The sequence below is a fragment of the Rhodoblastus acidophilus genome, from assembly GCF_009720655.1.
GTDB classification, from domain to species: Bacteria; Pseudomonadota; Alphaproteobacteria; order Rhizobiales; family Beijerinckiaceae; genus Rhodoblastus; species Rhodoblastus acidophilus_A.
The window spans coordinates 89291-108262 of sequence record NZ_WNKS01000015.1 but is presented as its reverse complement, the minus strand read 5'-3'; the positions used below and the strand labels follow the sequence as shown (position 1 = coordinate 108262).

Sequence of the window (18972 nt, the reverse complement as noted above, 5' to 3'; positions counted from 1 at the left end):
TTCATAACCGGAGCTCCTTAGTGCATCCAGGGGGTCATCGAGAAAGCGAGGAAGTGCGCGACCAGGGCGATGCCGAGGAAGACGCGCGCGCCATCGATCACATACTTGTGGAGCTCTTCAGATTGCTCCGCAGACAGAACAGCCATTGTACACCTCTTAGATAAGCCGCTGTTGTTATCGTGCGAAACCCGCACGCGGGCGCCCCAGCGACTGGGCGGCGCAAGCACTGCGAAATCAAAGAGATATCGTCGTCCGAACGCAGGTGTCATCATAGATTGACGTCTTGAGAGATCAACTTGGGTTGACATAACCCCATGTCAGAAAATCCGGCAGCTTCCCATGGGGGGAATCCGGACATTGGCCTTGGGGTTTTCCCTTGAGGCTCAGCTTGGCTGCCCTTTTGGTGCGGAACACGGTCGGCGCCGTTTTGCGCCGACCGAACTATTCGCTTTCACTTGGCTGATCGACGCATGGCGTCGTCAGTCAGGCGAACACGCGTCGCTCTGTCATGAGGCGGTTCGAGGAGCTGGCGCGGCGGCGGACCCTCCAAAAGCCAACGCCTGCCGTGCGCAATCCGGGCGTATTCCGCACCGCCAACAGAGCGGCTTCATGCGATCAGCCGACGATCTGCTCGATCGACGCCGCCTTCTTCAGGCCGCCCTGCATGAACGCGGGGAACCAGGTGGTGTGCGTCAGAATGGCGAGGTGCACCAGCAGAGCGGTGATGGCCACGGAGCCGAGCAGCAGGGGAAGGCCGACGGCCGGGTTGACGACGGTCCAGATTTTGCCTTGGTTCATAACCGGAGCTCCTTAGTGCATCCAGGGGGTCATCGAGAAAGCGAGGAAGTGCGCGACCAGGGCGATGCCGAGGAAAGCGCGCGCGCCATCGATCACATACTTGTGGAGCTCTTCAGATTGCTCCGGGGACAGAACAGCCATTGTACACCTCTTATGATAAGCCACTGTTTTTCTCGTGCTAAACCTGCACGCAGGTCTGCGCCCCAGTAGCTGGGCGGCGTAAACAACAACGACATCAATGAGATACCGTCGTCCAAACGCAGGTGTAAGTATAGATTGACATTCAATAAGGTCAACTTCGTTTTACATAAGAGCGCGTCAGTGAAATCGGCGATCTTCTATGGGGAAACTTGCCGCAAACGCCAAGGGTTTCCCCCGAATGGGGTTGGTCTATCCCCATTTGCTTCAGGGTTTCCCCGACGGCCCATCGACGCAGGCGCGCGATCGCGCGCGACGGCGTCGGCCAGCCGGGCCACACGACGCAGTTCTGAACGGCAAGCAAGACGGGTTGGGAAGGGTGCGGAAGGCCGCTATGGCCGCCAAAGCCGTCGACAAATCGACGAATCCCCAGCGCTGCTCGACTCAAGCGCGCCAGCGTTTCGCAGCGACCGCTTGACACGAAAAAAACCGGCCGGTATCTTTTTGATACCGGCCGGCATTGTCCGACTTCATTTACTTGACCAGCAGCTGGTGACGTCGATCAAGTCAGGTGAAGGGGCGTAGCAGGATAGAGCGCCGTTCGGTTCGACAATTGACGGTCGCGAGGGGTGGACAATCCGCGCGGGCGTCTTTTGTTTTCCGACATCTGAAGCGGTGGGCAAAAAATATTCCCCGCACAGCAGATCGACGTCACGATCCTGGCCAGCGCCACACACCGTCGGCCATCTCAGTCGATAGCGACGTTGCTCGGCAAATCGGCTTTACATGGTCAGCCGACCACGTGCACGATCGCGGCGGACTTCTTCATCCCACCCTGCATGAACGCCGGGAACCAGGTGGTGTTCTGCAGAATGGCGAGGTGCACCAGAAGAGCGGTCACGGCCACGGAGCCCAACAGCAGCGGAAGGCCAACGGCCGGGTCGACGACGGTCCAGATTTTGCCTTGGTTCATAACGGAACTCCTTAGTGCAGCCAGGGGGTCAGCGAGTAGGCGAGGACGTGCGCGAACGCCGCGATCGCGACGAAGGCGCGGGCGCCGTCGATGACATACTTGTGGAGTTCCTCAGCCTGATCGGCGGTGAGCGGTTTGTCAGCCATTGTACACCTCTCGTTAATACCGCTGCTTATTCCTCGCGCATGCCTGCGCACAGGTTTTTCGCCCCAGCGGCTGGGCGGCGTAAACTTACACGAAATCAAGAAGATATCGTCGCCGAAACGCAGGTCCGACTATAACTTGACGCTTCTCTATGTCAATTTGGGGTGACATAGCCGGGCGTCAGAGAATTCGTCGGCGCCCTTTGGGGGAATTTCGTGCCCCGCTTCAGGGTTTTCCCTTGGGTTCGCGCCCGCGGAGGCGCGAATGACTTGCAGCACTGCATGATCACATTCCGTCTCGACAGGAGCGGACCGACACCCGAGATCTGCCCTCCACGAAGATATTTTTACGCTTTAACAATATCTTGGCGCGCAAAATCGCCCGGCGCCGGCGGCCAGGGCGAACCGACGGGATCGGCTGCGAAGGGGTGAGCGTCAGGGTTTTCCCCGACCGCCTGTCCGTTGCTTCCCAGCTTTCCCTCGCAAAGCTTTCAGCATAATGTGGGGCTCAAGCTTCAAGGTCCCAAGGAGGCTCAGCGATGGTTGCGACGCTGCGGCCCTGTCCGCCATGAGCGGCGACCACACCCATGTTGGCGGCGGCCACGATCCCGTTCCAGGTGCGCTCGACCTCACCCATTGCGACCGCGAACCGATCCACATCCCGGCGTCCGTCCAGCCGCACGGGGCGCTGCTGGCGTTCGACCCGGAGACCTTGCAGGTCATTCAGGCGGGGGGCGACACCGAGGGCATTTTGGGACACGCGCCGGAAAACCTGCCGGGCCAGGACCTGAAAAGCTGTTTGCCGCGCGGTCTGGAGCGGCGCATCAAAACCCTGCTCGGGACCGAGGGACCGATCGTGCGGCCCGTGCACGCCTTCACCTTGGACGCGCGCGACGGGCGGACCGTCGACGCCCTCGTGCACGAGAGCAGCGGCCTCGTCGTCCTCGAACTGGAGCCGATCCAGGAGAGCAATCCCGAGGACGCCCTGAGCCTCATGCAATCCATGCTGCTGCGCGTGCAGCAGGCGGCCACGCCGCACGACTTTTGCCAGAGCATGGCCGAGGAGGTGCGGCGGGTCTCCGGCTTCGACCGCGTCATGGTCTATCGCTTCCTGTCGGACGGCAGCGGCATGGTGGAGGCGGAATCGCGCAACGCCGGCGTCGAGTCCTTCCTCGGCCTGCATTACCCGGCGTCCGATATTCCCCGCCAGGCGCGCGAGCTTTACCAAAAGAACTGGATCAGGCTCATTCCCGATGCGCGTTACACGGCCGCGCCCATTCTGCCGCCGGTCAATCCGCGCGACGGCCGGCCGCTTGACCTGAGCTACAGCCAGATCCGCAGCGTGTCGCCCATTCATCTCCAATATCTGGCCAATATGGGCGTGACGGCGTCGATGTCGCTGTCGATCATCCTGGGCGGGCGCCTGTGGGGCTTGATCGCCTGCCACCATCCCACGCCGCGTTTTCTCACCCACCGTCTGCGCATGGCCTGCGAATTGTTCGCGCAAATGGTTTCGTCACAGCTCGAAACCCGCGTCGCGGCGCAAGATTTCGAGGAGCAGTTGCGCCGCAAGCGCGTCCACGAGGAGTTGCTGACGCGGATGAGCCAGGAGGGCGACCTCGCCCAAGGACTGATCCGCTGCCGGCCGAACCTGCTCGACTACATACCCGCGGAAGGCGTGGGCCTGTGGTTCGACGGCGTTTATACGGAGCTTGGCGCGACGCCGCGCGCCGATCAGATCGCGGCGCTGGTCGCCTGGCTCAACAACACCGCAGCGGACGGGATTTATCACACGGACCGGCTGCCGCTGGTCTATCCTCCTGCCAGGGAGTTCGCGGAGGTCGCCAGCGGGATCATGGCGCTTTCCGTGTCGAAATTTCCGCGCGACTACGTGCTGTGGTTCCGCCCCGAGGCGATCCGCACGCTCACCTGGGCCGGAAACCCGTCGAAACCCGTGACCTCCGGCCCGAACGGCGACCGCCTGTCGCCGCGAACGAGTTTCGAGGCGTGGCGCGAGTCGGTGCGGCATCACTCGCAGCGCTGGCGCAACGTGGACTTGGAGGCGGCCCACACCCTGCGCGTCTCGCTGCTCGAGGTCGTTCTCAAGCGCATCGATCTGGTCGCCCGCGAGCGGGAGGATGCGCGCGCGAAGCAGGAGGCGCTGGCGATCGAACTGGACCGCCGGCTCGAGGAGCTGAAGCAGGAAAGCCGGCGCCGCGCCGTGGCCGAGGCGGAGCTGTCGATGGTGTTGCGCTCCACCGTGGAGGATCAGGAAGCCGAGCGGCTGCGGATCGCGCGGGAGCTTCACGACACGCTGGGACAGAGCGTTACCCTTCTCCAGCTTGGTCTCGATGAACTCGGCGACGCCATGCCGGCGCTGGCGAAGGAGCGCCTCGCGGCCCTGCGAACTCTGGCCAAGGGCGTCGGCTCCGACGTGAACCGGCTGGCCTGGGAAATCCGTCCCACGGCGCTCGACGACCTCGGCCTGCAGACCGCCATCCATCATCTCGTGGAGACATGGAGCGAGCGGCTGAATTTTCGCGTTGACCTGCGCCTCGCCCTCGACGACCGTCGTCTCGATCCGGCGGTCGAAACCACGCTCTACCGCGTGTTGCAGGAAGCGATCACCAATATCGCCCGTCACGCCGGCGCGACGCGGGCCGGCGTGCTGCTGGAAGTGAGGGACAAGGAGGTCCGCATGATCATCGAGGATGACGGCCGGGGATTTTCGGTCGACGATCCCCTGCGGACCGGCGCGCCGACACATCGGCTGGGGCTTCTCGGCATCAGGGAGCGCCTGTCGCTGGTTTCGGGCGCGCTTGAGGTCGAATCCGCGCCGGGGCGCGGCTGCACGCTTTTTGTAAGGGTTCCGATATGACATCCGACCTTGGACCGCGCTTGCGCATTCTTCTCGCCGACGACCATCCGCTGGTGCTCGACGGCATCCGCTCGCTTTTGAAGGGCGATCCCGATCTCGAAATCGTCGCCGAGGCGCGCGACGGGCGCACGGCGCTGCGCCTGGCGCTCGACCTCAAGCCCGATGTCGTCGTCCTCGACCTCTCCATGCCCGGCCTGAACGGGGTCGACGTCACCCGGCAATTGCTGCGCGAATGTCCGCTCTGCAAGGTCATCGTCCTGACCGTGCATGAGGACCGCTCCTATTTTCGCAAGCTGATCGAGGTGGGCGCGGTCGGCTATGTGCTGAAGCGCTCGGTCTCCGAGGATTTGCGCCGCGCCATTCATTCGGTCGCGGCCGGGGGCGTCTATCTCGATCCCTCCGTCGCCAGCAAGGCGATCGACGGAATCGCGCACAAGCCCGGGGAGACGGCTGACCACTGGGTCGACCTGAGCGAACGCGAGGTCGAAATCCTGCGGCTGGCCGCGCTCGGCCACAGCAACAAGGAGCTGGCCACCCTGCTCAATCTCAGCGTCAAGAGCGTCGAGACCTACAAGGCGCGCGGCATGGACAAGCTGGGTTTTCACAGCCGCGTGCAACTGGTGGGCTATGCCGTCTCCGAGGGGTGGCTGAAAGAGGTTTAAGCTCAGTCCCGCCCTGCATGGCCCGGTCGCGGCGGTCCACGCCATGCCCCAGCCGCCCGCGCCGATCTGTGCCATATGGGACAATCGGACAGATGTCCGCGCTGCTAGAGTCGGGAAAGGCATTTGCGTGGGGGAAGGCGATGCAATTGATCGACGGCGGCAAGCATGATGCGATACCAGATAAACAATACCTCATTTGCGAGGGCGGTTATACAAGAGGAGAGGCTCCGACTTTCCAGCAAGCCGTGACGATGGCGAAAAGAATGCGCTGGTTTTCGCCGGAGGGCGCGTTTTCAATTTACGAAGTTCGCACAGGAATACACTTTGAAGTTCCCACCAACACGGTGTTCGACGACCTGATCCTGATGGCCTACCCGAACCGGCCAATGAACGCAGCCAGTTCGACCTGACTGTGAACGCCGCATTTTTGCATCGCCGCCTTGAGATGATTGCGCGCCGTTCCTGTGCTCACCCCAACTTTTTGCGCGATGGCCGAAACGGAAAGGCCAACTGAAATCAGCCCCGAGATCACGGTCTCCCTGTCCGTCAAACCGGCCGCCATTTGCACGCGCTGCAAAGCGGCCGGATCGGTTCGGCTTTTGGTCGCCGGATCGATCAGCACGCCGATCGCCGCCACGGGCGCCATGACGTCGACCGCCTCTCCCCGAACGGGCGTGACCATCAGGAAAAATGGCGCGCCATCGCTTTGACGCGTCAACCGCAAGGCGCCGGCGGCGGGCTGAGGCGCGACGGCCCGGCCGATGATCGCGTCAAGGCGGGGCTGTTCGGCCGCCACCTGGCACGCAAGCCGGCCCCGGACGACGGACAAGGGATCGCCGTGCGCAACGATGGCTTGAACACCCGACTCCAGCGGCCTGCCGGCAAAGTCGAATTCGATGATGAATTCGCCGCGTCGCCGGAACAGCACGGATTGTTCGCGCGCCTGCTGGCCGAGACCGAAGACCGCGAGCTGAGCCGACGCCCGAATCGCCGGAAGAATGGAATTCAGTCGCTCGACGTCCTGCGGGTCGAACGCACCCTGTTTGCCTCCGCGCCAGAACGACACTTTCAAGCCGGTCATGTCCGAGGGCCCGAGCAGCGACACCGACGCGCGGTAGGGCACGTCGGCTATGGGCTTCATGAACTCGCGAAAGAACCGTTCCCGCTCCAGCCGCTCGCGAATGCGCGGAGCGCCGTCCGACACGAAGCCGTTGACCTTCGAATCCAGGATCAGGACTTTGGAGCTGTAGGGCGGCGTCTTGCGCGACCTGATGTCCTGATAGGCCTCCGCCAATCCTATCGACGGGAGCATTCTCAAGTCGGTCTTGGTCGAGCGGCTGAAGCAGACGGCTTTGGCGCCCGCCGCATCCGCGAGCTGTTCGAGGGCTTGCGCCCAGGAACGCCCCAGGACGATGGCGGAGTTGAGCTCATCGCTGGCGCGAGCAAGCCGTGCGACATCGACGGACACCTGACGCTTCCTTGACCTCGCGGTTAACGCACTTGACGACACGCGACTGCGGCGACTGCGTTCTTTTTTGGTTTGTATATTTTCTCACGCCACGCCGTCAATTGCGGTCATCACGTCAGGCGTGGCGGACGCAGCGGCGCCAACCAACGCGCAAACGTCATCCGCGCATCAGCCCGGAGGCCGCGAGCCAGTAGAGCATTGTCAGGGTTTTGGCGTCGCGAATCTCGCCCCGCCCGGCCTGCGCCAGAACCTCGTCGAAATCGGCCTCGACCACCAAAATCTCCTCGCCCTCCTCCTCGAGTCCGCCGCCGTCGGCGACGCGGGCCTCCGGCGTGTAGGGCGCGACGAAGAAATAGAGTTTTTCCGTCGTCGCGGCCGGGCTGACAAAAGCCTCGAACAGAAACCGCGCCTCGCCGACTGCGAGGCCCATTTCCTCATGGGCCTCGCGGCGCATGCAGGCTTGCGGGTCCTCGCCGGGGTCGAGCGTGCCGGCGCAGGCCTCCAGCAGGCCCGGAGAACGGTCGTTCATATGGGCGCCCAGGCGAAACTGATGCGTCAACAACACTTTTCCGCGCTGCGCATCGTAGGGCAGCAGGGTCACCGCGTCGGGACGGCGGAACAGGCTGCGCGTGTGCGCGTCCCAGCGCCCATCCGCGCGCAAAAGGTCGTAGGTGACGCTCGAATAGGAATATTTGTCGGAAACCAGCACTTTTTCTTCGAGGTCGCGCAGCAAAGGCGTTTGAGCGTCGGATGATGTCGTCATGGTCAATGCCTGAACTGTTCGCGCAAAATGCGCTCTTCCATGGAATGTCCGGGATCGTGGAGCAGCTCCAGCCCGGTGCTCTCGTCCATCGCGATCGCCACGAGCGCGACGTCGCGGATTTCGAAATGGTCGGCGACCGCCGCCACCGGCCGCTTTTCCTGCTCCAGCACCTCGATGACCACCTGGGCCTTGCTGGAGATCAGCGCGCCGCGCCAGTGGCGCGGGCGGAAAGCGGAAATGGGGGTGAGCGCCATCAGCGGCGCCTCGATCGGCATGATCGGCCCGCCGGCGGAGAGGTTGTAGGCGGTCGACCCCGCCGGCGTCGCCAGCAGCACGCCATCGGCGATCAACTCCGCCATGCGCGTGTGGCCATCGACCAGAATGCGCAGTTTCGCCGCCTGCGCCGACTGGCGCAGCAGCGACACTTCATTGATCGCCCGCGCCTCCGCGGTTTCGCCGCGAAACGTGTTCGCCGTCATCTTCAACGGATGGATGATGGTGCTGCGCGTCGCGGCCAGCCGCTTGCGCAAGCCGGTCTCGCGGAACTCGTTCATCAGGAAACCGACGGAGCCCCGGTTCAGGCCGTAGATCGGCACGCCGCGCCCCATGAAGCGATGCAGGGTTTGCAGCATCAGGCCGTCGCCGCCCAGCGCCACCACCACATCCGCCTCTTCCGAATGGACGTCGCCATAACGGCCGACCAGCCGGGCGCGCGCCTCCTCGGCCTCGGGCGCGTCCGAAGACAGGAAATGGATCCGCTCGAACCGGCGGCCGCCGTGATACCCCTCGATCATCGAAAGGCCCGTCCCTTCCGTCGCTTCCGCACCATCGGGCGGAAACGATCCGCGCGGCAAATCGCCGCGCTTTCGCCGCAGACTTAAGCCGGGACGTCGCGCAGAGCAAGCCGAGAGCGGGCGAGCCGACCAACAAAACCGCGCCGCGCGCGCCCAGATTGTCCGTCCGGGGCATTCAATTGCGTCGAAGACGTTTTCATGTTTTGTCGTTGACGAGGATCAAAAACTTTCTCGTTCTGATTTTCAATGCTACAGTTGCCCTCGCGGCAGTGCGGCCGCGAAAGTTCAATAGGGAGCGCGGCTTGGATACGCTGGTCGATAAGGCCCTTGTGGAAACGGTGTTCGGGCGTCTCGACGCCAACACGCGCGTCATCCCCTGCAGCGGACACAAGGTGGCGCAAAGTCCGGGGCTCGACTGCTGCGACTGCGAGATCAAGGACCAGAGCGTCTGTTGCGCCCTCGATCCCGACGAATTCGAGGTTTTGGACAAGATCGGCCGCAGCCAGGGCTATCCCGCCAAGAGCACGATTTTCGAGCAGGGCCGCGAAGCCGGCTTTGTTTACAATCTCACCGCCGGCGCGCTGCGGCTGTCAAAACTGCTGCCGGACGGCCGGCGCCAGGTGGTCGGCTTCGCCATGCCGGGCGATTTTTTGGGACTCGATTTCGAGCCCACCTATCTCTACACCGCCGACGCCCTGACCCCCGCGAAAGTCTGCCAGTTTTCGCGCACGGGCTTCAGCGAGATGCTCGACGACAAGCCGCGCCTGCTGCGCCGTCTCATGAACATGGCGTCGCACGAACTGGCGCTGGCGCAGGAGCAGATGGTGGTGCTCGGCCGCCGCACGGCGGAGGAAAAGATCGCCGCCTTCCTGGTCGGCATGCGCAAGCGCTATGCGCGCATCCAGGGCCCCTCGGTCCACGTGCCGCTGCCGATGACCCGTCTCGACATCGGCGATTATCTTGGCCTCACCGTAGAGACGGTGAGCCGGATGATGACCCGCATGGCGCGGGAAAAAACCATCGTCATCGTGCCCGACGGCGTGCGCCTGCTCGACGTGCAGCGCCTGGAGCGCCTCGCGGAAGTCTGATGTCTTGAACGCGCGGAAAGACCGACGCTGGTTTTACGCCGGCGCGCGAACGGCTTTGACCGGCCCAGCCTGGTATGTCGCCCTATCATTGATGAGTACGGGGGCGCTGGCGCGGGCCGCCGACATGCCGCCCGACGCCGCCATGCTGGCCACGGCGCTGATCTGGGCCGGCCCCGGCCAGGTGCTTTTCTTCGGCGCGCTCGCGGCCAAGACCGCGCCCGCCGCCATCGCCGTCGCCGTCAGCCTGTCCTCCGTGCGCCTGCTGCCGATGTGCCTGTCGGTGCTGCCGATGCTGCGCGGGGAAAAGACGCGCCGAATCACTCTGCTGTTCGCCGCCCATTTCATCGCCGTGACCGTTTGGGCCGAATCGCTGCGCCGCCTGCCCGAACTGGAGAAGGCGCAGCGCATGCCTTTCTTTTTCGGCTTCGCCCTCACCTGCCTCGGGCTGACCACGCTGACCAGCGGTCTCGGCTATTGGCTGACAGCCGCCGTTCCCGCGCCGGTCGCCGGCGGCCTGATGATGCTGTCGCCCTTCTATTTCCTCGCGGCGACGGCGCGAGCGGCGCGCGACGGCTCGGACTGGCTGGCGATCGGCGCCGGCGCGGCGCTGGCGCCGCTGACCCAGATTTTCGTCGGCGGCGGCTTCGATCTGATGATCCTGGCGCTGGTCGGCGGCGGCGGCGCCTGGCTCGCCGGTTTTTACGCGCGCAAGGTGGCGGCGTGAGTTTTGATCCCGCCCTGTCCCCTTATCTCGCCGTCGTCCTGCTCGGTTTTCTGCCCAGCGAGGTCTGGCGCTGGCTGTCCGTGCTCGTCGCCCACCGAATCGACGAAGACTCCGAAATTTTTCGGTTCGTGCGCAGCGTCGCCACCGCGCTCCTTGTCGGGGTGGTGCTCAAAATCGTCGCCACGCCAGCGCGGGAGCTGGCCGCCGTGCCGATCTGGGCGCGCGGCGGCGCCTTGCTGTTCGCCGGCGCCGCCTTCTTCGCCTTCCGCCGCTCCGTCTTCGCCGCCATTCTCGCCGGAGAGGCGGTCATTGTCGCGGGCGCGTGGTGGTGGGGCCGCTGACGGTGTAGGCTCAGCTCGTTTCCATCCAACCGGATGAGCCCTCGTGTCCCTTGTCATTTCCATCGCCGCGATCAGCGTCTGGCTGTTCGGCCTCATTCTCCTGGCCGCCCAGGGCCTCGCCCACATGATCGGCTATGTCGTCGGCGTCCGCGCCCGGAGGCGGGGCCACAGCGCGTCCGACAGCGTCAGCGCCCTGGTCGCCGGCATGCTCGGGCTGCTCGCCTTCGTGCTGGCGCTGACCCTGTCCTTCGCCAACGAGCGGTTCACCGAGCGCCGCGCCGGCACGCTCGCGGAGACCAACGCCATCGGCACGGCTTTTTTGCGCGCGAAAGCCGTCGGAGGCCCCGATGGCGAGGCGATCGCCCGGCTGTTCGAAACCTATGTCGAGGCGCGCGCCGATTTCGTCCGCGCCGGCGCCGAAGCGGAAAAGATCGAGGGGATCAACCGCCAGACCAACGCGTTGCAAACGCAAATCTGGAGCCATGTCAGCACGATCGTGCGCGAAAACCCCAATCCGGTTTCGGTGTCGCTGATGACGGCGGTCAACGAGGCGTTCGACGCCAGCGCGGCGGTTCGCTTCGCCTTTTCGATGCAACTGCCGTGGCAATTCTTCTTGCTTCTGATCGTCCTCACCCTGATCGGCGCCGGCGCGCTCGCCTACCAGCTCGGCCTGCGCGGCAAAGAGCCCCAATGGCTCGTGTTCCTGCTGATGACGATGTGGAGCGCGGTGATCGTCAGCATTCTCGATCTCGCCACGGCGCGGCTCGGCGGCATCAGGACGGACGCGACCGCCTACGAATGGACCCGCCAGAGTTTTGGCCCGCCGGGCGCGCGGTAGCGCCCGCCCCACATTGCGGCTTGCCGGAAGCGGCGTTTCGCGGTTTCATTTGCCTCCGCCGCCGTTCGAGCGGCCGATATCGAGGAGCGCCCCATGCGTATGCCGATCGCCGCCGCCCTGCTCTGCGCCTTCGCCCTGCCAGCCTTCGCCCTGCCCGTCGCACAGGCCGGCCTGTCCGCGCCGGTCGTTCATCAGGTCAAGAGCAAGGCCAAGCCGGCGAAAGCCGCCAAGGCGAAGGGCGGCAAATGCGCGCCCGGCGCGATCTGCCCTCTGGTCGGCGCCGGCGACTACTGAGTCAGAGCTCCCCGCCAAATCGTTCGATTTCAAGGCGGTGGCGCCCTTTCGCCACAAATTACGCTGGCGCGATCATTTTTTACAAAAGCTTGCGCAGTGTAAGTCCAGGACGTCCGGAAAAATACTGTGTCCCGAACGCAACGCCGGAGCAATCTTTGCCCCAGCAGATTGCGTCCACTCCAGGGGAATGCGACTCTGACGATCCTTTCTCTTGGAGGACGTGGCCATGCGTCGCATTCTGATTTCAACTTTCCTGCTGGCTTCAACGGCTTACGCAGCCGTGGCGGCCGATCTGCCTTCGGAGAAGGCCGCTCCGGTCTATATTCCCCCGGCGCCCGTTTTCACCTGGACCGGCTTTTATCTCGGCGTCTACGGCGGCGGCGTGTTCGGCACGAGCAACGTCACCGGCCCCGTCGGCCCCTTCGCCAGCAACGCCTACAACCAGAGCCCGAACGGCGGCGCCCTCGGCGGCCTCGTCGGCTATAACTTCCAGTTCAACCCGAACTGGGTGATCGGCCTCGAAGGCGAAGGCGGCTGGCAGGGCGTCACCGCCACCAACACCCTCGTCAGCGCGACCAGCAACTCCGCCTTCACCCAGACGGCCGAAACGAGTTATTCCGCCCGCATCCGCGGCCGTCTCGGCTACGCCCTCGGCGCTCGCGCCCTGTTCTTCGTTGCCGGCGGCGTGTCGTTCACCGACGTCAACCTGAAACTCAACACCCTGACCATCGTTGACGGCCCTTACAGCATCCGGAATAATTTGGTCGGCTGGAACATCGGCGGCGGCGTCGATTATGCCTTCACGCCCAACTGGATCGGCCGCGTCGAGTATATTTACGACAACTATGGCTCGCAGAATTACGCGTTCGCCAATTTGCCGATCGTCGGCGGCGCCGCCGCGATCGGATACGCCGACCGCAGCGTGAGCCTGCAGGCGAGCACCATCCGCGGCGCGCTCATCTACAAGTTCGGCGCCCCGGTTGAGGCGCCGGTCGTCGCCAGGTACTGAGACGAGTCGTCTGATTGTCAATCGACCCGGCCCGAAAGGGCCGGGTTTTTCCTTGCCTGCCTCATACGGTTTCCGCGAAGATCGCTTCGCGATCCGCGAAAACGAAATCGCGCGGAAATCCTTCAGGCGAAGGGCGGATGTCCGCGCGAGTGGAATACGATTTTCGAACTGATCGTTCGGAAATCGTATCAGAACCAGCGCGTCAGCGCCGCGACATCAGGCCTGACCCGGTCCTCGATCTCGCCGTCGACGCGGCCGATGTGGATGAAGCCGGCGATCCTTTCGTGCTCCTCCAGGCCGAGCCGGCTCAAAAACGTCCGGTCATAGGCGATCCATTCCGTCAGCCATGCGGTTCGAAAACCCATGGCCACCGCCGCGATGGTGAGGGCCATGCAGACCGCGCCCGCCGACATCTCCTGCTCCCACAGCGGAATTTTGACGTGGGGCGCGGCGCGCGACACGACCGCGATCACGTTCGGCGCGCGCGAGAATCGACCCTGCTCCGCAGCCAGCCGCTCCTCTCCAGCATCGGGATTGCGTGCGCGGAAAACCTCCGCGCACAGCGCGCCGGCGCGGTCGCGACCCTCGCCTTCGAACACGATGAAACGCCAGGGCGCGAGCTTGCCGTGATCGGGAACGCGCGCGGCCAGCGCCAGCAGGCGCGTGAGCTCCTCGCGCGTCGGTCCCGGCCCCATCATGGTCGGCGGCGGCGCGGAGCGGCGTTTCTCCAGAAGTTTCAGCGTGTCGGTCATGGCTCGTCCTTTTCCGCGACATTGGCCGCAAAATCGCCGCTTTGTAAACCGATGCGAAAAGGCCATTGTGCGCGGATGAGAAGACCCATGACTCTCTGGCGGTATCGCTGGCTTTTCGCGACCCCGTGCCTTTTGCCCGGCGCGCCCGTTCTGGCCGCGGCGCCGGTCAGCCTGAGCGCCGTTTACGCTCCCGCCGATTCACAACCGATCCGCTCAGGCGTCGTCTGGCGCGTGTTCGCCGCCGAAGGCGAACACGCGCTGGTCGCGGAATCGAACGAAGCGGCGCCCGTGGTGACGCTCGACAACGGCGAATATATCGTCCACGCCGCCTGCGGCCTCGCGGGGGTCGCCAAGCAGATCAGCGTGAACGGCATCGCCCCGCAAGCGCAGCGACTGGTGATGAACGCCGGCGGCCTCAAGATCAACGGCGTGCTCAACGACAGCGCCATTCCCCCGACAAAACTCGTCATTCAGGTCTATCTTCCTTCCGCGAGAGATCCGGAGGCCAAGCTGATCCTGCCGAACCTGAGGGCCGGCGACTCCGCCTGTCTGCCGGAGGGGAATTATCACGTCGTCTCGAAACTGATGGACGTCTCCGGCGCCACGACCAACGCCACCAACTCGGTCATCTACGCCGACCTGCGCGTCATCGCGGGCAAGCTGACCTCCGGCGCGCTGCGCCACCGCGCCGCCACCATGACGTTGAAACTGGTGAATGCGCCCGGCGGCGAGGCGCTGGCCAACACCAGCTTTTCCGTGCTGACGCCCGGCGGCGACGTGATCCGCGAACTGATCGGCGCCTTCCCCTCGCTGGTGCTGGCGGAAGGCGAATATGTCGCCATCGCCCGCCACGAAAACCAGACGTTTCAGGCGACGTTCAAGGTGCAGTCCGGCCAGGACCGCGACGTGGAGGTCCTGGCGGAGCAAGGGACGCCCGACGCGAAACCTTGACCGGCGCGATGGTTAACCCATTGTTTTCCAAAAGCCGTAATTTCAGGAGGCCGCGCGTCTTCGCGGATGCGAAGGCCGCGTCGGGATGGCAATATGCGGTCACAACAAGCCGCGCGGCGGAAACAATCTCCCGAAACCTCAGCCCGGCCTCGCCGGGCTTTTTCGTTCAGGCGGCGGTTGCGGCAAAGGCCGGCGTCGTCTCCGCGAAGTCATCGAGCCAGGCCACCAGGCGGGGGTGAGTCGCCCGCCATTCGCCGGAAAACCGCAGATCGAGATAACCGAGCGCGCAGGCGAGCGCGATCTGGCCGATGTCGGGCGTCCCCGCCAAAGCCGGCGGCGCCTGCTCCAGCCGCGCCAGCGCGCGCGCGATCTTCTCGCCCTGATGGGCCAGCCATTTGCCGCTGCGCTCCTCCGGTTCGCGGAAGCGCGATTCGTAGATGATCAGCACGGCGGCCTCGGCAAGGCCATCGGCCAGGGATTCAAGCACCAGGGCGCGCGTGCGCGCCTTGGGATCGCGCGGGATGATGCGGCCGCCGCCGGCCTGCGCGTCGAGCCAGGCGGCGATCACGGCGCTGTCGAAAATGCAGTCCCCGTCGTCGGTTTCCAGCGTGGGGATCTTGCCGAGCGGATTTTTTTGCCGGATCGGATCGTCGGGATTGATCGTCTCCGTCGGCGTCAGCTCGAGCTCCGCGCCGAAACCGAGCGCGGCCGCGGCGATCCTGACCTTTCGCGAAAAGGGCGAATAAGGCGAATAGTAAAGCTTCATGGCGACCTCCAAGCGCGCGGCGGGCCGGACCAAAGCCGATTTCCGGCGCGCGGACAAGCCGCCAACCTTTCTGGAGTCTTTCGCCTCTGAAAAAGGTTGGCTCGGCCGCCTATTCGAGATGGAGGTTGACGGCCTTCGGCCCCTTTCCCTTCTTGTCCGGCTCGACCTCGAAGGTCAGCCTCTGCCCCTCGTTCAGAGAGGCGAGGCCGGCCTGTTCGACCGCCGTGATGTGGACGAAGATGTCCTTGCCGCCATCGACCGGCTTGATGAAGCCATAGCCTTTTTCCGCATTGAAAAACTTGATCACGCCCTGTTGCGTCATGACGCCTTTCCTCCGGTCATGCGCCGATCGGCGGGGCGGCCGATATTGCCATTCCTGCAATCCCTAAGCCCACCCGGCCGCACGGCCGATTGGCGGATCGTCTTGCTTGTTGCAGTCTTCTTATTTGCAAGACCGCCGCGGATATTTCCGTCAGCCCTTCGGTGCGCCGAAGGCCCCTCCAATTCCAGCCAAGTTGCGGCAGATTGTCGCAAATGGCAAGACCCGCGGGGGCCTTGAGGAGTATCTTTATTGTGAGGAAACCTTCGCCGCCCCCAGACGTTCGAGCCAGAACGCGGCCCTTTCGTCTTGCGCCAGCACGCGCGTCAGTTCGGGAAGCAGCGTCGCCGCCTCCTGTTCGAGCACATAGGGGGGGTTGACAACGATCACGCCGGTCCGGGTCAGACCTTTTCCTGACGTCGCGACCTGAAGGTCGATGCGCAGGGCCTCCGCGAGCCCGCCGACGGCGGCGCAGAAGGCGTCCGCCACCTCCGGCTCCTTCACCGGCTGCCAGACCATGAACATGCCGCCGGGCCACTTCCGCAGCGCGCTCTCAAGCGAATCATGGACGCGCTCGTAATCGTCGCGCCGTTCGAAAGGCGGATCGATCAGGACGAGTCCGCGCCGCTCCGGCGGAGGAACGAAGGCGTTCAGCCCCTCGAAACCGTCGCGCGCGATCACCTTGATGCGCTTGTCGCGCGCCAGCGCGCCGCGCAGATGATTCGCGGCCTCCGGCAGCAGTTCGCAGCACAATCCACGGTCTTGCGGACGCAAGAACGCCTGGGCGATTTTTGGCGAGCCCGGATAAAGCGGGCCGGCGCCGGCAGCTTCGAGATAGGGCGCGAGCAGCTCGGCCGCCTCCGGCGAGATGTTCGCATCGCGCAGGCGCAAAATCCCGCCGCGCGCCTCGCCCGAGCGCTGCGCCTCGGGCCCGTCGAGATCGAAAAGCCCGGCGCCGGCATGGGTGTCGATGTAGCGGAACGGCTTGTCCTTGCGCCGCAGATAGAGCAGCACGCGCACGAGCAGCGCGTGTTTGAGCACGTCGGCGAAATTGCCGGCGTGAAATTCATGGCGATAATTCATGCGCGCCCATCCTTCAACGCAGTCACATAGAGCGGGCGGCGCGCCTGAGGCAACGACGGAGATCGGCGGCGAGCGCCGCCGACGCGGGCCGGGCGGCGCAGCAATTACGGACATCGCCGAGCGAGCGGGCGCGAAGCACAATTTCGAGCAACTGAAGCTTAAAATGCATGCGCCGACGACGTTTGCACCGCCTGCCAAACTTGAGCGTCGCCAAGAAAACATCTATAAAAATAATCGCTTGAAGCGCAGGAGGCGTGACGCGATGTGCATGATGTGCAATCCAGCTTTTTCCGGCGCGTTCAAAGGCCTGAGCTATAAATCGCGCCGCACTTTTTTGCGCGGCGCCGCGGTCGCGGCCGCGGGAGCCTTCGTCGCCGAGGCTGTCGGGCCAGCGCTGGCCGATGGCGCCCTCAACGAAACGCTTGCAAGCGGGCTGGGCGCGCCCATCGCGAAAATCTTCGTCGCGAAGAAGATCATCACCATGGAGCGCGAGAACCCGACGGCGACGGCGGTGGCCATCGCCGGGAACAGGATCGTCGCCGTGGGTTCGCTCGATCAGGTCAAGGCGGCGCTCGGCGAGCGCCCGTTCCGCATTGACAAGACCTTCGCCGACAAGGTGCTCACCCCGGGCCTGATCGACCAGCATCTGCATCCGATCCTCGGCGCGTTGACGCTTGCGGTCGAGGTGATCGCGCCGGAGGACTGGCCGATGCCCGGCAAGTTCAACAAGGCGGCGTTGACGCCGGAGGACTATCGCGCGCGGCTGAAGGCGGCGGAAACGGCGCTGAAAAGCCCGAACGAATGGCTGTTGACCTGGGGCTATCAACCGCTGTGGCACGGGAAGTTGACGCGGGCCGACCTCAACGCGATCAGCAAGACGCGGCCGATCTCGGTCTGGCATCGCTCGTGTCACGAATTTTTCCTCAACGACGCCGCCATCGCCGCGCTCGGCTTGACCGAGGCCGCGACCAAGGGCAAGGGCGAATGGAGCGAGCAGGTCAATTTCAACGAGGGCCATTATTGGGAAGGCGGGCTGAACTTCATGATGGCCCCGATGCTGAAGGTGCTGGCCACGCCGGAGCGCCTCGGTTTCGGTCTCAGGCAGATGGTCACATATCTGCACGCCAATGGCGTCACCGCCTATAACGAGCCCGGCGCGCTCTATACGCCGGACATGTGGGCGCTCTATCAGGACATCCTCGGCGCGCCGTCGACGCCGATCTATTCGACCTTCCTCGCCGACGGGCGCGGCATTCCCGATCGCGTCGGCATGGCCAAGGCGCTTCAGGCCACCGAGGAGCAGATCGCGGTGTCGCCGGCCGGACCGGGCAAGAAACTGATGTTCTTCCCGCGCCAGATCAAGCTGTTCGCCGACGGCGCCATCATCTCGCAATTGATGCAGATGAAGGACGGCTATCTCGACGGCCACAAGGGCGAATGGATCATGCCGCCGGACCAGCTTGAGGAGCGGGCGCGGCTCTACTGGAACGCCGGTTACCAGCTGCATATCCACGTCAACGGCGACCTCGGCCTCGAAGTGCTGCTGAACATTCTGGAAAAGCTGATGGCGGAAAATCCGCGCGCCGACCACCGCACCGTCATCGTGCATTTCGCCAATTCCACCGAGGAGCAGATCGGCCGGATCGCGCGGCTCGGCGCGATCGTCAGCGCCAATCCCTATTATCCCGTTGGCTTTGCCGACAAATATTCCGAAACAGGCCTTGGCCCGGAGCGCGCCAATGCGATGGTGCGGGCCAATTCCGTGCGCAAGCACGCGATCCCGCTCTCCTATCATTCCGATCTGCCCATGGGCCCGTCGGCGCCGCTGGCGCTGGCGTCGTTCGGGGTCAATCGCGTCACGCCTTCGGGCCGCGTCGCGGGCCCGGAACAGCGCATCGACGTTGACGCCGCTCTGCGCGCGGTCACCATCGAGGCGGCCTATTCGTGGCGGCAGGAGGACCTGATCGGCAGCATCGCGCCCGGAAAAATCGCCAATTTCACCGTGCTCGGCGAGGATCCCTATGCGGTCGATCCGATCAAGCTCAAGGACATTCCGGTCTGGGGCACTGTTTTCGAAGGCGAAGTCCATCCGGTCCCGAAATAAGGATCGTTTCCGATGATGTCGCCGCCTGAGGCTTGTCCGTTGTGAAGCAAGCCATGGCCCAGGCCGCGCTGCGTTCACCGCAACGG

General features: G+C 64.4%; 23 protein-coding genes. 11 read left to right on the top strand and 12 right to left on the bottom strand.

The genetic code is table 11. The annotated features are described in order from the left end of the window. Positions 1 to 17: 17 nt before the first annotated feature. The 5 genes from GJ654_RS15260 to GJ654_RS15240 form a co-directional block, all read right to left on the bottom strand. The gene (locus tag GJ654_RS15260; protein ID WP_155447029.1) at positions 18 to 146 is read right to left on the bottom strand and encodes a light-harvesting protein; all 129 of its coding nucleotides are present in this window, start codon (positions 144 to 146) and stop codon (positions 18 to 20) included. A 469-nt stretch (positions 147 to 615) separates the two neighbouring features. Then, positions 616 to 798 carry a light-harvesting protein gene (locus GJ654_RS15255; RefSeq protein WP_155447028.1) on the bottom strand — a complete coding sequence of 61 codons (183 nt, stop codon included), beginning with the start codon at positions 796 to 798 and terminating at the stop codon, positions 616 to 618. Positions 799 to 810: 12 nt separating this feature from the next. Beyond that, a complete protein-coding gene (locus GJ654_RS15250; protein ID WP_155447027.1) occupies positions 811 to 939 on the bottom strand; it encodes a light-harvesting protein in 129 nt (42 codons plus the stop codon). 787 nt (positions 940 to 1726) lie between these two features. Next, complete coding sequence (locus tag GJ654_RS15245) at positions 1727 to 1909, bottom strand: light-harvesting protein (protein WP_155447026.1); 183 nt, start codon at positions 1907 to 1909, stop codon at positions 1727 to 1729. Between the two features lie 11 nt (positions 1910 to 1920). Next, positions 1921 to 2055 carry a light-harvesting protein gene (locus GJ654_RS15240; RefSeq protein WP_155447025.1) on the bottom strand — a complete coding sequence of 45 codons (135 nt, stop codon included), beginning with the start codon at positions 2053 to 2055 and terminating at the stop codon, positions 1921 to 1923. A 565-nt stretch (positions 2056 to 2620) separates the two neighbouring features. Here GJ654_RS15240 and GJ654_RS15235 point away from each other — a divergent pair. The 3 genes from GJ654_RS15235 to GJ654_RS15225 all read left to right on the top strand — a co-directional run bounded on the left by GJ654_RS15235 (position 2621) and on the right by GJ654_RS15225 (position 6002). Then, positions 2621 to 4930, top strand: a complete 2310-nt coding sequence (locus GJ654_RS15235; RefSeq protein ID WP_155447024.1) for a GAF domain-containing protein — start codon at positions 2621 to 2623, stop codon at positions 4928 to 4930. Beyond that, entirely contained in the window at positions 4927 to 5592 is a 666-nt protein-coding gene (locus GJ654_RS15230; RefSeq protein WP_155447023.1) for a response regulator, read from the top strand. The genes GJ654_RS15235 and GJ654_RS15230 overlap by 4 nt, the downstream gene beginning before the upstream one ends. 140 nt (positions 5593 to 5732) lie before the next feature. Continuing rightward, complete coding sequence (locus GJ654_RS15225) at positions 5733 to 6002, top strand: hypothetical protein (RefSeq protein WP_155447022.1); 270 nt, start codon at positions 5733 to 5735, stop codon at positions 6000 to 6002. On the opposite strand, the gene GJ654_RS21605 is transcribed toward GJ654_RS15225, so the two are convergent. From GJ654_RS21605 to GJ654_RS15210, 3 genes are all read right to left on the bottom strand, one after another. Continuing rightward, positions 5963 to 7060, bottom strand: a complete 1098-nt coding sequence (locus GJ654_RS21605; protein WP_155447021.1) for a helix-turn-helix transcriptional regulator — start codon at positions 7058 to 7060, stop codon at positions 5963 to 5965. The genes GJ654_RS15225 and GJ654_RS21605 overlap by 40 nt on opposite strands. 157 nt (positions 7061 to 7217) lie before the next feature. After that, positions 7218 to 7823 carry an NUDIX domain-containing protein gene (locus GJ654_RS15215; RefSeq protein WP_155447020.1) on the bottom strand — a complete coding sequence of 202 codons (606 nt, stop codon included), beginning with the start codon at positions 7821 to 7823 and terminating at the stop codon, positions 7218 to 7220. A gap of 2 nt (positions 7824 to 7825) precedes the next feature. Then, positions 7826 to 8617 carry an NAD kinase gene (locus tag GJ654_RS15210; protein ID WP_155447019.1) on the bottom strand — a complete coding sequence of 264 codons (792 nt, stop codon included), beginning with the start codon at positions 8615 to 8617 and terminating at the stop codon, positions 7826 to 7828. 302 nt (positions 8618 to 8919) lie between these two features. On the opposite strand from GJ654_RS15210, the gene GJ654_RS15205 reads away from it, so the two are divergent. The 6 genes from GJ654_RS15205 (at position 8920) to GJ654_RS15180 (ending at position 12911) form a co-directional block, all read left to right on the top strand. Next, the gene (locus GJ654_RS15205; RefSeq protein ID WP_246664771.1) at positions 8920 to 9705 is read left to right on the top strand and encodes a Crp/Fnr family transcriptional regulator; all 786 of its coding nucleotides are present in this window, start codon (positions 8920 to 8922) and stop codon (positions 9703 to 9705) included. 4 nt (positions 9706 to 9709) lie between these two features. After that, on the top strand, positions 9710 to 10429 hold the full coding sequence (locus GJ654_RS15200) for an AzlC family ABC transporter permease (RefSeq protein ID WP_155447018.1): 720 nt from the start codon (positions 9710 to 9712) through the stop codon (positions 10427 to 10429). Further along, the gene (locus GJ654_RS15195; protein WP_264586196.1) at positions 10426 to 10770 is read left to right on the top strand and encodes an AzlD domain-containing protein; all 345 of its coding nucleotides are present in this window, start codon (positions 10426 to 10428) and stop codon (positions 10768 to 10770) included. Before GJ654_RS15200 ends, GJ654_RS15195 begins: the two co-directional genes overlap by 4 nt. A 43-nt stretch (positions 10771 to 10813) precedes the next feature. Beyond that, positions 10814 to 11608, top strand: coding sequence for a hypothetical protein (locus GJ654_RS15190; RefSeq protein WP_264586195.1), 795 nt, complete (start codon positions 10814 to 10816; stop codon positions 11606 to 11608). A 93-nt stretch (positions 11609 to 11701) separates the two neighbouring features. Beyond that, the gene (locus GJ654_RS15185) at positions 11702 to 11902 is read left to right on the top strand and encodes a hypothetical protein (RefSeq protein ID WP_155447017.1); all 201 of its coding nucleotides are present in this window, start codon (positions 11702 to 11704) and stop codon (positions 11900 to 11902) included. Positions 11903 to 12128: 226 nt separating this feature from the next. Beyond that, positions 12129 to 12911, top strand: coding sequence for an outer membrane protein (locus tag GJ654_RS15180; protein ID WP_155447016.1), 783 nt, complete (start codon positions 12129 to 12131; stop codon positions 12909 to 12911). Positions 12912 to 13099: 188 nt separating this feature from the next. Here GJ654_RS15180 and GJ654_RS15175 read toward each other — a convergent pair whose 3' ends face one another. Then, positions 13100 to 13663, bottom strand: a complete 564-nt coding sequence (locus GJ654_RS15175) for a nitroreductase family protein (RefSeq protein ID WP_155447015.1) — start codon at positions 13661 to 13663, stop codon at positions 13100 to 13102. Positions 13664 to 13750: 87 nt separating this feature from the next. On the opposite strand from GJ654_RS15175, the gene GJ654_RS15170 reads away from it, so the two are divergent. Beyond that, the gene (locus GJ654_RS15170) at positions 13751 to 14614 is read left to right on the top strand and encodes a hypothetical protein (RefSeq protein WP_155447014.1); all 864 of its coding nucleotides are present in this window, start codon (positions 13751 to 13753) and stop codon (positions 14612 to 14614) included. A gap of 166 nt (positions 14615 to 14780) precedes the next feature. Here the strand turns inward: GJ654_RS15170 and GJ654_RS15165 are convergent, their stop codons facing one another. The 3 genes from GJ654_RS15165 to GJ654_RS15155 all read right to left on the bottom strand — a co-directional run bounded on the left by GJ654_RS15165 (position 14781) and on the right by GJ654_RS15155 (position 16782). Next, positions 14781 to 15380 carry a glutathione S-transferase N-terminal domain-containing protein gene (locus tag GJ654_RS15165; protein WP_155447013.1) on the bottom strand — a complete coding sequence of 200 codons (600 nt, stop codon included), beginning with the start codon at positions 15378 to 15380 and terminating at the stop codon, positions 14781 to 14783. 109 nt (positions 15381 to 15489) lie between these two features. Continuing rightward, positions 15490 to 15702 (bottom strand): cold-shock protein, encoded by a 213-nt coding sequence (locus GJ654_RS15160; RefSeq protein ID WP_155447012.1) that lies wholly within the window; start codon positions 15700 to 15702, stop codon positions 15490 to 15492. A 246-nt stretch (positions 15703 to 15948) separates the two neighbouring features. Continuing rightward, on the bottom strand, positions 15949 to 16782 hold the full coding sequence (locus GJ654_RS15155) for a 23S rRNA (adenine(2030)-N(6))-methyltransferase RlmJ (protein WP_155447011.1): 834 nt from the start codon (positions 16780 to 16782) through the stop codon (positions 15949 to 15951). Positions 16783 to 17053: 271 nt separating this feature from the next. Here GJ654_RS15155 and GJ654_RS15150 point away from each other — a divergent pair, with 271 nt between their 5' ends. Next, positions 17054 to 18886 (top strand): amidohydrolase, encoded by a 1833-nt coding sequence (locus GJ654_RS15150; RefSeq protein ID WP_246664770.1) that lies wholly within the window; start codon positions 17054 to 17056, stop codon positions 18884 to 18886. The last annotated feature ends 86 nt before the right edge of the window (positions 18887 to 18972 follow it).